This window comes from Holdemanella hominis (genome assembly GCF_014306155.1).
Taxonomy (GTDB): domain Bacteria; phylum Bacillota_I; class Bacilli_A; order Erysipelotrichales; family Erysipelotrichaceae; genus Holdemanella; species Holdemanella hominis.
Genome location: NZ_JACRWH010000013.1, coordinates 29354 through 44362 on the forward strand (window position 1 = coordinate 29354; position 15009 = coordinate 44362).

Genomic DNA, 15009 nt, shown 5'->3' on the forward strand with positions numbered 1-15009 from the left:
ATTTTATGATTCAAAAAATTGAGGTTTTAGCTGCCGACGTTGATATGACCCTCAGTTCTAAGGGCAGTCCCTTACCTAAAATCACAATACAAGCTTTAAAAGAACTTCATGATAAAAACGTAAAAATTGGTTTGGCAACTGGAAGAGAAATCACCGAAATGGAAAAAACGAAAGGAATCTTTTGGAATCTAGGCTTCGAGTTTGATTTCATTATCGGAATGAATGGAGGTATGATCTATGATCGTAACCTGAATAAATCATTTACGATGGACATGTTAAGTGTTAAAGAAATGAAGGAAGTCTTAACTTTCTTGATGCCAATCATCTTAGAAAAGAAAGTGTCCGTAAACGTAGAAGGAAATCAACTTCGCAATGTTATGAATATCAGCGATGACTTATTAGATATGGCCAAACGTAAAAATATTCTACTTATCGATAAGACAGGTGATATTGATGGTTTTTGTGAAAAACCTGTTTATAAGTTCTTATTTAGGACAGACCCAGAAACAACACAACTTATCCGTGATCAAGTAGAAGAACAATATAAAGGGAAATACCAAACTATTGAAACATTCCCAGGAACTATCGAATTAATGTATAGTGGTTTCTCCAAAGGTAGAGGTTTAGAAATGTATTGCGAATGGAATCAGATTCACTTAGAAGATACAATTGCATTTGGTGATAATGAAAACGATAATTCTTTACTACTCACAAGTGGATGGGGAGTCTGCCTAAAAGACGGCAATCCAAACACAAAGGCATTGGCCGACGATATTACTGACTACGATTGTCTTGATGGTGGTGTAGGACACTACATATTTGATCATATATTAAACAACAAGGATGTGAAATTCTAAAGTTCCACATCCTTTTTCATTAAGAAAGACTTTTTCTGTGAAAAAGTCACACGTCATATTATTTTTCTCCTGTATTCTTTACTATTCGTGTACACCAATTTAAAAGAAAGAAAACCCAATCAACATAATGTGGATTGGGTTAACAATACTTAGTTATTAGAATGTAGTAATTTATTTGGAATGTACATTAAACCTCGTTTAAACACATCCCAAAAACTTAATGATCGAAGCATTCGATCTGCAGGTACATATTCTCTTATAGCACGCAGTGTTTTTTTGTTGTCTTTTGTAGAGAAAGTAAAGTATGTTTTCTCATTTATGAAAATCACAAATCGAGAAATACTTTTATTAAATAAGACACTCGCTTCTACTCGATCAATTGTATCCCATGGAATTTGAATACAATCTTCAACATTTCTTTCATTATAGAATTCAAACGCTTTATTTCCAACCATGACATTTCCATTTGTACTTAATCCTGCAAAAGATGTTGCCTTAATTGTTAAATCTACTTTTGAATTTAATGATTGTGCCATATGTACCTCCTTAAGCTATTACATAATTCCGATTACACGACCAATAATACCAACTACGAATAATGCGATGATAATTGTGATTGGAGAAACTTTCTTCTTCAATAATTTACAGCATAATAAAGTTAATAATAAAGCTGCAAGACCAGGAATCAATGAATCTAAGTTTTGTTGTAAAGTTGTAACTTTGATTTGATTTAAACCAGTAGCTCCTAATGAAGAATATTGTTCTAATGCACTCTTAATTCCATCAGCATTTCCTTGAATTTGTGACCAATCAATGTATGCACCTTCAGATTGAGCAACACTTGAAACAACTGGAGTAAACGAAATACTTACCCAACGTTGAACCAATGCACCAATGATAAACATACCTAAGATACTTGCACCTTGAGTTATTTTTCCAAGAAGTCCACCTGACATATCTTTAGCAATTTTAGTACCTACATTGTAACCAAATTCTTGTGTATACCACATGAATGCTAAACGAATTACGTTCCATAATACAAAGAATAAGATAGGTCCTAGAATATTTCCACTTAATGCTAAAGAAGCTCCTAATGCACCTAAAATTGGACGCATTGTAAACCAGAATACTGGGTCGCCAACACCAGCTAAAGGCCCCATCATACCTACTTTAACACCTTGGATTGCTGTATCATCTACATTTTCACCATTTGCTTTTTCTTCTTCCAAAGCAAGTGTAACACCCATTACTGGACTTGACACATAAGGGTGAGTGTTATAGAACTCCATGTGACGTTTTAAAGCAGCAACTTGATCTTCCTTGTTAGAATATAATTTTTTGATTGCAGGAATAATTGAATAGCACCATCCACCATTTTGCATACGTTCATAGTTCCAAGAACCCTGAAGGAATTGATGACGCCACCAAACTTTTTTACGATCTTGTTTAGTTAATGTAATTTTTTCAGCCATTTTCATTTACCTCCTTCAAAATCCTAGTAATCATTCAAGATGTCGCCTAATGGATCACCAGAACCAGTATTCGATCCTCCACCATTATTTTTAGCAGCATCTTTCAAACCTAAATAAACGATTGCGATAACAACACCAATAACACCTAAAGCAATTAGTGTGAATTCACTTACACAAGCAAATACGAAACCTAAAGCGAAGAATGGCCAAGTTTCCTTTGTAGCCATCATGTTTATAACCATTGCATAACCAACGGCAGCAACCATTCCTCCACCAACTGTCATACCACCAGATAACCAAGCTGGCATTGCATTTAATACACCAGTTACAACTGAACTAGGTACGAAACATAATGCAGCAGCAGGAATCGCAATACGAACACCTTGTAAACAAATACCTACAATTTGCCAACGTTCAATTGCTCCAAAATCACCTTTTTCAGCAGCAGCATCCATGAAGTGAACAATTGGAATTGCAATTGTACGGCAAAGCATAGTTAAGAATAAACCAGCTACTGATAATGGAATAGCTACGGCAATTGCTGTAGAAATAGCAGTTGTAGTATCTGTTGTTCCACCATTTAAACCTAAAACCATAATAATTGCAGAAGCAACTGAAGCTAGTGCAGCATCGGGTGCAACCGCTGCACCAATGTTTGCCCAACCTAAAGCCATCAACTGCAAAGAACCACCTAACATAACACCTTCTTTTAAGTGACCAGTAACCAAACCAATTAATGTACATGCTACTAATGGTTGGTGGAATTCAAATTGGTCAAGAATCCCTTCCATACCGGCTAAGAAGGCAACAATTATAACTAAAATAACGCTAATCGCTGACATAATAATCTCCCTCTAAAATTTACTTTAATTCTGTTTTTGCTTTTTTAAGAATTTCATCGAAGTTTTCAGGTGAATCTGTTGGCACCTTACGAACATCGATCTTAATTCCCATTGCTAATAATTCATCAAATGTTTTTACATCATCACTTCCCATAGAAACGGCCTTTGTACAAACTACCTTTCCTTGAGAGTGTGCCATTGAACCTAAGTTCAATTCTTTAATATCAACTCCACCTTTGATAGCTCTTAATGCATCTTGTGGTGTTTCAAACAACAACATCGCTTTTGTGGCTCCAAAACGAGGATCTTTCGCGACCTGGATCATCTTATCGATTGGAACGACATTTGCTTTTACTCCCGGAGGAGCTGCCTGTTCGATCATGCTCTTTCTTAAATTGTCATGAGCTACATTGTCACTAACAACAATGATACGGTTTGGTCCAACTGTCTTTGTCCAAGCTGTTGCTACCTGACCATGAAGTAAACGTGTGTCAATACGTGCTAAACCATATTTAATATGTCCATCTCCAAGAACTGTTCCTTCTGGAATAGCTCCTTGAGGGGCTGCGCTTACTTCCGCTTTCTTTTCTTCTTTTGGTTCTAATTCTTTTGGATTAATCTGTACACCCTCTTGTGCCGTCTGCATGACGTGTGCTGCAATTTCGTGCGCCTTCTCCATTGAAAATCTAGAAGCATACGTTTCAATCAACATAGGCAAATTCAATCCTGTGACAATTGCCCATTTGTCTTCGTGACCATCTAACAAGGCACTTGCCTGATTGAATGGAGTTCCTCCCCATAGGTCAACTAAGAACAATACTTCTTCTTGATTTTCAAAAGAAGCGATCGCATCTTCCATCTTCTTTCGAATGTCTTCAGGTCCTTCACTAGGCATCAAAGTACAAGGCTTTACATTGGCTTGTTCACCAAAAATCATAGCTCCTGACTGGAAGATACCATTCGCAAATTCACCATGACTTGCAAGAATAATTCCTACCATATATTTTCATCCTTTCTTAGAAATTCAATACGCAAAAAAAGACAGACATATACATTTAAACTGAAGATATACAATAAACCAATAAAAATTATATCTTCAATCAAAATAGTAAATGCCTGCCTAACCAGTTACACGCTATTGAATATTCACTTTTTACATCTGAAAATGTACCACTTTCTGAAAGCGTTGTCAACATTTTTCACGAAATAATCGTACTCGATAAAATTCTTTCCAAGTGTAAAGCCAAATACCCCAACTCCGAATCTGGCAAATCTTTATGTAAAACACGGCTCAATTGTTCACATAAAACACGAGCCTGCTCATAAGCAAATGGAAACTTTTCTTTTGTGAACTCTGTAATATCCATCTGCAATTCCTCATCATTATTCAGTCTCAACAACAAAAACTTAATATGATTCATTAAACGAATATATGACAATGAATTCGCATCAATACGAATATTTAAATCAGCTTGTAATTTCTTGAAGAATTCACGAATCATACGCATAACTTCCATCGACTCTCCTACTTTATTTACCGATATAGCCGAGTGAATATGCAAAGTGATAAAAGCAATTTCATCTGTATTAATTTCTTCATGCGTATATTTTTCAATGACATCCTTTGCCTTTAACGCCACTGAATATTCATCCGGAAACATAAGTTGAATATCCATATTAAATGGATTGGATGGGAAATCCTTCTCTTTAATTCTTTTTATCGCAAAATAAATATGATCCGCTAAAGACAATAAAATATCATGTTCTACTTTACCAAATTTCTCTTTTGTTAAAGTAATAATTTCAGATGAAATTTCAATATACATTGGATCAATGTAATCAAAAATATTATTCGATTTCTGTTTCGCCTGATATGACTTTTGCATCTTATACTGCTTTGCATTACGCGGAACATCCACTTGTTCACCTTGTTTTTTACCAAAACCAATTCCTTTAGACATCACAATTATTTCTTCATTTTCTTTTAAAACCAAGATTGTATTATGATTCAAAACCTTTAAAATTTCATACATATCCATTATCCCTTTACCCTTAACATCATATCATGACATTGCATTTTTCCATATTTTTTTTCTATTTCTGCACCATCTATTATTTTCGTAAATACAATTATAATATTCTCATCTAACGCATTATCTTTGATATACTTTAAATCTGCATTCCACAAAACATCTCCGGCTTTTACTTCTTGGTTTGGTCTAACCAACAATTCAAACCCCTTGCCATTTAATTTCGCCGAATCCGTGCCAAAATGAATTAAGATCTGTGTATTATCATCAATTGTAATACCAATCGCATGCTTTGTTGGATAAATCATTGAAATAACTCCATCACACGGCGCCACAACAACCCCATCATACGGACGAATCATAATGCCATCACCCATCAATTTATGTGCAAACATAGAATCCGTTGCATCTTCTATCGGCATTACTTCCCCATTTACTAAACATTCAAGTTCCAACTGTGTTTTTGTTTCTAAAACAACTTCTTTATCCTCAAAATCATAACTTTCCGGCACATTCAACATATACTCATCCAGTTTTGTCTTTATATTCGAAGCCTGAGGACCATAAATAATTTGAATTGCATTTGGCTGACACATAATAGCTGCAGCCCCCGATTTTTTTAACAACCCTTCATTGATTAAAGTATCATCTTTGATTGTCGCTCTTAATCTTGTGATGCAACAATCTAAATCCGTAAAGTTACTTCGTCCACCTAAGCCTTGAACAATCATCTGACTTCTAGGATCGATCAACGATTTATCAAAACTAAAATCATACTTTTTCTTATCAAACACCTTAATGCTTTCGTCTCTTCCAGGCGTTTTTAAATCGTACTTTACAATCAAAAACTTAAACACCCCATAATACACAAAGAAATATACCAAGCCAATCAAAACTACAATCATCCAATTTGTCTTCGCATTTCCCTGCAAAATCCCAAACAATGTAAAATCAAGCAACCCAGCTGAAAAAGTAAATCCAATCGCAACCTGTAAAGCTTGTGCAACCACAAAACATGTGGCGGCTAATAACACATGAACAACATATAATAATGGCGCCACAAACAAGAAAGAGAATTCAATCGGCTCTGTAATTCCTGTTAATGCACTTGTTAAAGCGGCCGAAAGCAATAAACTCGCCGTCTTTTTTTTAGCTTCTGGATTTGCACACTTATACATGGCTAAAGCTACGCCAGGCAAGCCAAAAATCATAAAAATAAATTCCCCAGAGAAAAATTTAGTTGCATTCACACTAAAATGAGTCACACTTGGATCGGATAATTGCGCAAAGAAAATATTCTGTGCGCCCGATATAATTGAACCATTTACCATCTGTACACCGCCTAGAGCACTCTGATAAAATGGCATGTACCAAACATGATGCAAGCCAAAAGGAACTAAACTACGCTTAATAACTCCATAAATAAATGTCCCAAAATAGCCGGAGTCAGATATAAATCGTCCTAAATTATAAACGCCCTGCTGTAATGGTGGCCAAACAAAATACAAAAGCACTCCAACTAATACATATGTAATAGCACAAATAATTGGAATAAAGCGTTCTCCTTCATAAAAAGAAATCACATTTGGCAGTTGAATCTGGTAAAAACGATTATGCAAATAACTAACACCAAGTCCAACTATAATTCCGCCAAACACACCCATTTCAAGCGACAAAATTCCACATACCGAAGTAATAGATCCATCTAGAATATAATTTGAAGCCACACCATTCACTATACTTCCATCTAAACAAAGTAACGCATTAATTGTGGCATGCATCACAAAAAAGGCAATAATAGCTGCAAGAGCAGCGACTTCTTTTCTTCGCTTAGACATTCCTAAAGCTATAGAAACCGCAAAAATTAATGGTAGATTATCAAATAAAATTTTGCCCACTTTTTTCAATAAAATTAAAACACAATATAAAAAGGTTCCTTGCCCTAATACTGATTCTAAATGCAATGCCATTATGGTTGTTTCATTGGTCAAAGAACTTCCTACACCCAAAAAAATACCCGCAACAGGAAGCACTGCGATAGGTAACATAAAGGATTTTCCCATCCTTTGTAAAAAACTAAACACATGATGTTGTTTCATTGATTAATACCTCTACTGTATTTATGATGATAAATGACATCTGTCAAAAAGTCCATAAAAAAGGCAATGAAGCTTTCATAAGAAAAAAAGTAAAAATCTGATTTCTACTTGATTAAATATGTTCTTTGATAAAAGAAGAAATTGTTTCTTCTACTTTATCACGTGCTTCTATAGATGCAAAGTCATGCCCTCCATTTGAAACTTTATGGAACTTGGTATTTTGATACCCCCTGAGCATAACGTAAACAAGTTTCTTCATCCACTTGATCATCATCTGCACGTATCAACATAACTGGACCATTATATCCTTTAGCTTCCGTAAAAGGATCTGGATGTTTTGTCATTTCATTATTAAAAGATGCCTTAAATCATACACTCTCTATATCAATGTAATCTTGGCCCATTTATTTCATAGCCTCTGCCATTTGATCACGACTAAACCTCAGGCAAACACCTGGACATAATAATATCAAACCATGAGACTGAATTTTAGGCGCACATGAAATTACTTTACCAAGATTTTTAAGAAAGTAATGAACAAAACACCTAGTGAATATTTCAAAACCATTAAAAATGAAGCTAGAAGTTCATAATATGCTGATTCAAACCATTAGAATATCTAGTGAATTCAAAGAAAAAAATTACGATAAAAAAGCGGTCATTTAATTGACCACTTTATTCACATATAGACTATTTATAGGTTTAAAGGAGAACAAATTGGGTAGTCGATATGTTAGATTTCGCCACGACGCTTCTTAAGTTCTAATACATTCGCTTCGACACGATTTTTACTTAATGGATATAAGAACATCAATACCAATGCGATTCCAACAAATCCAATCGCAGGAATGATACAAGTCATATTAAAGATGCCATTAACTACTTCTGGATTAAATGCAGTGGCTGCAGAATATCCAATCACTGATAACAATGCACCAATCATACCACTTGATAAAGCTTGTCCAATTTTACGTGCAAATGAGTATACTGAATAGATTGTTCCATCTTCACGAACACCGTTTTTAACTTCTGCATCATCAATTACGTCAGTAATCATTGCCCAGATAACCATATTGAAGAATCCAACACCAATATTGGCTACCACATAGAATACAACATATGTATATGGATTCTCTGGTTTTAATACCCAACAAATCAAATAAACAACAGCACCAAATAAACATGAACCAATAGCTAATTCTTTTTTACCATATTTTGCAGATAACTTTGTAGCTAATGGTGCACAAACAACTAACATAACAAGACTACCAGCTAATGCAGCTACCGATTGAGCAGCTACATTACCATAGAAATTCGGGAACAAATACGCATTCATACCTTGCATAGTAAGCATTACAAGTAGTAACAAGATTGCAGCTGCAATAATACCAATCAATGAACGGTTTGTAACTAAACTCTTCATCAAATCACCAAAGTTAAATTTTGTATTGTTTTGAGGAACTTCTACACGTTCAGTTGCTAACTTGAAGCACAACATATAACAAATCACAGCCATAACACTGAATACACCAGCAATAATTGTCATACGATTTCCAGATAATATAGTATTTCCATTGACTGTTTCATATGCGAACAATGGAGTACCTACACCAATTACTAAACCAGCTAATGTGGAACCGATTGACCTCCAAGTTGATAAACTTGCACGATCTTTTGCATCTGCTGAAATCGCAGAAGCCATTGAACCATAAGGAATATTGATTGAAGTATAGAAAATACTTCCCCATAAAATATAAGTTACAATCATCCAAACAACTTTGAATAAATACGGCATATTCGCAAATCCAGATTGGAATACCAAGAAACTAGAGATCGCAACAGGACCGCACATACGTCGAAGCCATGGTTTAAACTTTCCGTCTTTTGTAGGCTTAGAACGGTCTACAATCTGGCCCATTGCAACATCCGTGAAGGCATCCACAAATCTTGCAGCCATCATTAACACACCAACAACGGCTGCATGAATACCCATAACGTCTGTATAGAATTTCAACATAAAGCTTGAAGACAAGATGAATGTAAAATCATTTCCAAAGTCTCCAAACATGTAACCGATTTTATCTTTGAACCCAAAAGGACGAACATTATTTTTTTCACTCATACTGCTTATCCTCTACTTCTTAATCTTGATCAATTGCGCATTTAAGCTTTCAATAAATCCTTCTGGAACTAGACTACCAGCCATTTTTTGCATATTTTCCATATTCATACCCTTCATCATATCCCACATACCTTCACCAGGTGCGATATTGAAGTTTGTCGCAAGTTTAACTGCCTTTTGAACAATCGCAAAGGCATCTTTATTATGAGAAATTTCTTCCATCGTATCTTTAATACTGTACATTCCTTCAGGGAATTCCATTGGAGCTTTAAGATCCATATCTCCAACGGCTTCAAACCAGTTTTTAACACCTTCTGCACGCTCATTTACTTCAGGCAAGACATAAATTGAAGGTTCTTTTTCTACCTTTTCTAATGTAATGCTGTCTTTTACATCACCCGCAACAGCTAATACTGTATTGAAGCCATCTTTTAATGCTACATTGAACACAAATACTTTATCTGCACTTAATTCTTGTACCAATTCATCATTTAGATATAATGCTACACTTGGCTGGTTTGAATACACACGAATTTGAGTTGTTTCTCCAGCTCTTTGTGCATAGCGGCTACCACATACATGTACCATTGGTTCTGCATTCCAATATGCTTTATAAATGAAGTAGCTGTCTTTCTTTGTCTTACGATCCATTGTGACTAGCCCCTTGTTGTTACGACCTTTAACGCCGCCCTCATCACGAGCTGCACATCCAAAATCAAACATATTCCATACATGGCTTGACCAGATCCAAGGACGATCATTCAATACTTTGGCCATGTGCTCATGGTACAATGCCTGATATTCTTCACTGTAGTCTTTACAGGCTGGATTAGGTCCATGATAAGTGATAATACCTTCACAACCATATTCAGATAGACCTAGACATAAATCTGGATGTTTTTCATGGAACATATCCATCCAAGGACCATTGTCCTCCATTTTTCCGCCATACCATCCGAAATAGTGGTTGTAGCTGATCACATCTGTAATTTCATGCATTGGACTATCCACTGGAGTCATACTTACATGTGCAATTGTAGTTAAACGAGATGGATCCAATTTTTTAGCCAACGCATTCAATTCTTTATGGTTTTCCACCAACTTTTCACTGATTCCACCAATCAAGATTTCATTTGAGATTCCCCAGAAACAAATAGACGGGTGATTGTAGTTTTGGATAATCAATTCTTTCAACTGACTGATACAATTTTGATGTGCGTCTGGATTCTTATTGAATACACTGATAAATGGAATTTCAGCCCAGACGATGAAGCCTAATTCATCACATGCCTCATAGAAATCTTGACTGTGTTGATAGTGAGCCAAACGAATTGTATTTGCTCCTAGATCTTTAATGATTCTTGCATCTTCATAGTGATCTTCACGAGTCAACGCATTTCCTTTATACAATTGATCTTGGTGACGACTTACACCACGTAATGGTGTTTCTACACCGTTGATAATAAATCCTTTACTTGGATCACATGAGAAGCTACGAACACCTGTCTTCACTGTCACTTCATCAAATGTTTCATTACGTCTTTGCAGTTTCGCTGTTACTGTATATAAGTATGGATTGTCTATATCCCAGTTTGTCGTATCTGAAACAAAGACAGATACTTTTGTAGAATCTGCAGGACGACAAGCTGAAGCCACTTCTTTTCCATCGGCATCTAAGATTGAATATAATACGGTAAAGTTTTCATCGGCATCCTTTACGAATGATTCGATTTCAAAGTTTGCACCGCCATCACATGGATAAGGCATCACTTTAATTCCAGGACCGCCATAGTACTCTAAATCAAAGTGAGCTTCTGTTGTACAAATGATGTTGACTCCACGATACAAACCTCCATAGAATGTAAAATCTGCACTTTGGGGATATACACTGTCTTTATACTCATTGCTGCAAGCAATCACTAATAAGTTTTCTTCATCTTCTTTGCACAAATCAGTAACATCGGCACGGAAGATTGAATATCCACCTTCATGATACGTAACCTTAGTACCATTCACATACACTGTAGCTTGTTGGCCAGCAGCCAATACTTCTACGAATACTTTAGAACCACCAAACGCTTGCGTTGGAGTTTTAAAAGTTTTCGCATACCAGTAGTTTCCACGATCATATGAACCATTTCCATCGTGTCCATCTACCGCATTCCAAGTATGAGGCAAATTCACTGTTTGCCAGTCTGTCGGCATAACATTAGGTAGCCCAACGTCTTTTTGAATAAACAGCCAATTTTCATTTAAATTAATAATTTTTCGCATCTTTTTTCTCCTTTTTAATATTTTATTTACCAAACACAAATCTTTATCTATATTGTAATCGCTAACATTGCATGATGATAGTAATATATTATTGTTTTATAGTAATTTATTACTGTATCCCCTTACATTATCGAAAATTATTTCTCACCATCAGCTTATTTAACTCGATTTAAGAAAAAAAGGCAACAGATTAATACCTTTATATATAGCACATTATTGACTTAATCATAATATTATACGATAATACAGTTAAATATTACTATTAAAGGAGAAATATTATGGATTATGAGAGAGAATATGCATTTGTCATTAAATATTTGAATAAATTATCTATCAAAACAGCGCTTATCCATATATATGAAAACGATACCCCTACATTTGATCTAGGTCTTAGAAAAATTATATATGGTACTGATGACTACCCTAAATTTTTTGAATTTTTAACATCTGCAAGTAAATCTAATACAATCTATCAAATCAATGATAAGTATTTTTGTAAGTACTATGCGCTACGTCTTCCGAATAAACCTGGTACTTATTTGATGATTGGTCCTTATTTGGATCAAGAGATCACCCAAGAATCTTTATTAAACCTAGCCGATCATTATAATTTTTCACCGCAAATATTTTCTCAACTAAAATACTTCTATGAAAAAGTTCCTATTATTAAAGATATCGATCATTTATTATTACTCATCATCACCCTAGGCGAATATTTATGGGGTAATATGAACAACTTTTCACTTGAAAAAGTCGATCCTCATTCTATTGAATGGGCACAGCCTGTTTCTAGAGAAAAAAAAGAAACAAATGATGATGCATTTCTAACAATGAAAGCTATGGAAGAACGATACGCCAGAGAAAATGGACTTATACAGGCTGTCTCAAAAGGATTAATTCACGAAGCTGAACAATTTTCTTCCTCATCGATTTTTTTTGAAATGGAAAAAAGATTGAGCGATCCCATTCGCGATATTAAAAACTATACGATTATTTTAAATACGATATTAAGGAAAAGTGCCGAAAAAGGAAAAGTACATCCAATACATCTTGATGCACTATCGAGTCAATTTGCGAAAGAAATTGAGAATATCACCTCGGTAAAAAAAGGTATTGAACTTCAAAAAAATATGGTTGAAAAATATTGTCTATTGGTTAAAAAACACTCCATCAATCATTATTCTTTACCTATCCAAAAAGTCATCACATATATTGATACGGATTTAACTGCGGATTTAAGTTTAAGTGCTCTTTCAAACTTATTAAATTTAAGTCCAAACTATTTATCAGCCCTCTTTAAAAAAGAGGCAGGAACTACACTTACAAACTATGTAAACACAAAAAGAATTGAACATGCAGTCTATCTACTGAGTTCAACAGATATGCAGATTCAAAACATTGCTCAATATTGTGGTATTCCTGACGTAAATTACTTTACTAAGATTTTTAAGAAAGTAATGAACAAAACACCGAGTGAATTCAAAGAAGATATTCGATAAAAAAAGCGTACTTCACACTACCAAGAAGTACGTTTTCTCTTACATATTATTATTTTACATTAAAGCCAAAGTAGCGGACTGCATTATTATATGAAATCCCCTTAACAATCTTTTCTAAAGCTTTATAATCGGCTGGATATTCACCATTTTCTACCCAATTTCCCAATAATTCACAAAGAATACGACGGAAATACTCATGACGTGTATACGACAAGAAACTACGAGAATCTGTCAACATACCGACAAAGTTTGATAATAAGCCAAGATTTGCCAGAGACGTCATTTGATCTGTCATACCTGTTTTATGATCATTAAACCACCACGCTGAACCTTGTTGAATCTTTCCAATGTTACTTGAATCTTGAAAACAACCAATAATTGTACCAATGGCTGCATTATCCATTGGATTTAAAGAATATAGAATTGTTTTAGGCAACTCATCCGTGATCGCAAGTGCATTTAGATAATCTGCCATTTCACTTGAAGGTGCAAAGTTATTGATACAATCAATACCTGCATCTGGACCTAACTTATTAAATACAGCCTTGTTGTTGTCACGCTTAACCCCATAGTGTAGTTGCATCACCCAATTCTTCTTATTGTATTCTTTACCTAAAGCCACCATAAATGCAGTTTTAAACACTAACTCTTCCTCATGCGTAATAACCTCACCCTTGAAACGCTTCGTAAAGATTTCCTCAACCGTTTCAAACGATGCTGGTTTATACATTACATACTCTAATCCATGATCACTTACACAACACCCATTGGCTTCAAAGAAATCCATTCGATTCTTTAGGGCTTTAATCAATGTTTCAAAACTATGGATTTCAATTCCACTTACTGAACTTAAACGAGTTAAGTACTCCAAGTAGTCTGGCTTTTCTAAACTCATAGCTTTATCTGGACGCCATGCTGGAAGAACTTTAACATCAAAAGAATCATCTTCAGCTATCTTTTTATGCCATTCTAAAGAGTCTGCCGGATCATCTGTAGTACATAATAATTTAACATTCGAGTTTTGAATTAAACTACGAGCGCTCATACCCTTCAATTTTTCATTACATAAATTCCATACTTCTTCCGCTGTATCGCCATTTAAGTAACCTTCATAACCAAAATATTTTTTAAGCTCTAAATGAGACCAATGATATAAAGGGTTGCCAATCGCCATTTCCAATGTTTCGGCCCACTTTTGGAATTTTTCGCGATCCGATGTATTTCCTGTAATATATTTTTCCTCCACACCATTCGAGCGCATTTGACGCCATTTATAGTGATCCCCACCAAGCCATACTTGTGTTATATTTTCAAACTGACGATCCTCATAAATTTCTTTTGGATCCAAGTGACAATGATAGTCAATAATTGGCATATTTTCAGCGTATTCATGATACAACTTTTGTGCGGTTGGCGTAGATAATAAGAAATTTTTATCCATAAATTGTTTCATATATATTCCTGCTTTCTAGTTGTTTTAAAGTAATATGGACCGATATTCATAGGGAAAATAGAATACCGATCCTTTTTTATATATAGTAACAGACGACTAAAAGTTAGACATTTTAATGTAAGTATATTGTTGTTGTAAATTAGGAGAAATAAATACATGATAGTAATCTGTTGCTACCGAAATAAATTATTATCTTTGAACGCGGCCTGAACCATCTCCACCAGCTAATTTCAACACTTCGTCCATGCTTACCATGTTGAAATCACCTTCGATAGAGTGTTTTAAGCAACTTGCGGCTACCGCAAATTCAATGGTTGCCTGAGGATCATATCCTTCTAGGCTTGCGGCAATCAATCCAGCT

Annotated in this window: 12 protein-coding genes; 2 read left to right on the forward strand and 10 right to left on the reverse strand. The window is 35.0% G+C overall.

What is annotated here, in order from left to right; genetic code table 11:
* The first annotated feature begins 5 nt into the window (after positions 1–5).
* Entirely contained in the window at positions 6–857 is an 852-nt protein-coding gene (locus H8911_RS04985; protein WP_158567623.1) for an HAD-IIB family hydrolase, read from the forward strand.
* A gap of 149 nt (positions 858–1006) precedes the next feature.
* Here H8911_RS04985 and H8911_RS04990 read toward each other — a convergent pair whose 3' ends face one another.
* The 9 genes from H8911_RS04990 to H8911_RS05030 form a co-directional block, all read right to left on the reverse strand.
* A complete protein-coding gene (locus tag H8911_RS04990; protein WP_117926010.1) occupies positions 1007–1393 on the reverse strand; it encodes a DUF956 family protein in 387 nt (128 codons plus the stop codon).
* A gap of 18 nt (positions 1394–1411) precedes the next feature.
* A complete protein-coding gene (locus H8911_RS04995; protein WP_117926012.1) occupies positions 1412–2329 on the reverse strand; it encodes a PTS system mannose/fructose/sorbose family transporter subunit IID in 918 nt (305 codons plus the stop codon).
* A 23-nt stretch (positions 2330–2352) separates the two neighbouring features.
* Positions 2353–3171: a PTS mannose/fructose/sorbose transporter subunit IIC gene (locus H8911_RS05000; RefSeq protein ID WP_117926014.1), complete on the reverse strand. Its 819-nt coding sequence runs from the start codon at positions 3169–3171 to the stop codon at positions 2353–2355.
* 19 nt (positions 3172–3190) lie between these two features.
* Positions 3191–4171, reverse strand: coding sequence for a PTS sugar transporter subunit IIB (locus H8911_RS05005; RefSeq protein WP_003866163.1), 981 nt, complete (start codon positions 4169–4171; stop codon positions 3191–3193).
* Between the two features lie 199 nt (positions 4172–4370).
* The gene (locus tag H8911_RS05010; protein WP_186998888.1) at positions 4371–5204 is read right to left on the reverse strand and encodes a PRD domain-containing protein; all 834 of its coding nucleotides are present in this window, start codon (positions 5202–5204) and stop codon (positions 4371–4373) included.
* 5 nt (positions 5205–5209) lie between these two features.
* Positions 5210–7300, reverse strand: a complete 2091-nt coding sequence (locus tag H8911_RS05015) for a PTS sugar transporter subunit IIABC (protein WP_186998883.1) — start codon at positions 7298–7300, stop codon at positions 5210–5212.
* Positions 7301–7503: 203 nt separating this feature from the next.
* Positions 7504–7644 (reverse strand): hypothetical protein, encoded by a 141-nt coding sequence (locus H8911_RS05020; protein ID WP_186998884.1) that lies wholly within the window; start codon positions 7642–7644, stop codon positions 7504–7506.
* Positions 7645–8033: 389 nt separating this feature from the next.
* On the reverse strand, positions 8034–9422 hold the full coding sequence (locus tag H8911_RS05025) for an MFS transporter (RefSeq protein ID WP_117926018.1): 1389 nt from the start codon (positions 9420–9422) through the stop codon (positions 8034–8036).
* A 12-nt stretch (positions 9423–9434) separates the two neighbouring features.
* Entirely contained in the window at positions 9435–11696 is a 2262-nt protein-coding gene (locus H8911_RS05030; protein ID WP_117926020.1) for a glycoside hydrolase family 2 protein, read from the reverse strand.
* Between the two features lie 278 nt (positions 11697–11974).
* On the opposite strand from H8911_RS05030, the gene H8911_RS05035 reads away from it, so the two are divergent.
* Complete coding sequence (locus H8911_RS05035; RefSeq protein ID WP_186998885.1) at positions 11975–13195, forward strand: AraC family transcriptional regulator; 1221 nt, start codon at positions 11975–11977, stop codon at positions 13193–13195.
* A gap of 49 nt (positions 13196–13244) precedes the next feature.
* Here H8911_RS05035 and uxaC read toward each other — a convergent pair whose 3' ends face one another.
* Positions 13245–14648, reverse strand: a complete 1404-nt coding sequence (gene uxaC, locus H8911_RS05040; RefSeq protein WP_186998886.1) for a glucuronate isomerase — start codon at positions 14646–14648, stop codon at positions 13245–13247.
* Positions 14649–15009 lie beyond the last annotated feature (361 nt).

What these genes read in the sequence shown, in the direction of transcription:
- H8911_RS05025 (WP_117926018.1), bottom strand. Translation starts at nt 9,422, where the DNA reads ATGAGTGAAAAAAATAATGTTCGTCCTTTTGGGTTCAAAGATAAAATC.
- H8911_RS05030 (WP_117926020.1), bottom strand. Translation starts at nt 11,696, where the DNA reads ATGCGAAAAATTATTAATTTAAATGAAAATTGGCTGTTTATTCAAAAA.
- uxaC (WP_186998886.1), bottom strand. Translation starts at nt 14,648, where the DNA reads ATGAAACAATTTATGGATAAAAATTTCTTATTATCTACGCCAACCGCA.
- H8911_RS05000 (WP_117926014.1), bottom strand. Translation starts at nt 3,171, where the DNA reads ATGTCAGCGATTAGCGTTATTTTAGTTATAATTGTTGCCTTCTTAGCC.
- H8911_RS04985 (WP_158567623.1), top strand. Translation starts at nt 6, where the DNA reads ATGATTCAAAAAATTGAGGTTTTAGCTGCCGACGTTGATATGACCCTC.
- H8911_RS05020 (WP_186998884.1), bottom strand. Translation starts at nt 7,644, where the DNA reads ATGACAAAACATCCAGATCCTTTTACGGAAGCTAAAGGATATAATGGT.
- H8911_RS05015 (WP_186998883.1), bottom strand. Translation starts at nt 7,300, where the DNA reads ATGAAACAACATCATGTGTTTAGTTTTTTACAAAGGATGGGAAAATCC.
- H8911_RS04995 (WP_117926012.1), bottom strand. Translation starts at nt 2,329, where the DNA reads ATGGCTGAAAAAATTACATTAACTAAACAAGATCGTAAAAAAGTTTGG.
- H8911_RS04990 (WP_117926010.1), bottom strand. Translation starts at nt 1,393, where the DNA reads ATGGCACAATCATTAAATTCAAAAGTAGATTTAACAATTAAGGCAACA.
- H8911_RS05010 (WP_186998888.1), bottom strand. Translation starts at nt 5,204, where the DNA reads ATGTATGAAATTTTAAAGGTTTTGAATCATAATACAATCTTGGTTTTA.
- H8911_RS05005 (WP_003866163.1), bottom strand. Translation starts at nt 4,171, where the DNA reads ATGGTAGGAATTATTCTTGCAAGTCATGGTGAATTTGCGAATGGTATC.
- H8911_RS05035 (WP_186998885.1), top strand. Translation starts at nt 11,975, where the DNA reads ATGGATTATGAGAGAGAATATGCATTTGTCATTAAATATTTGAATAAA.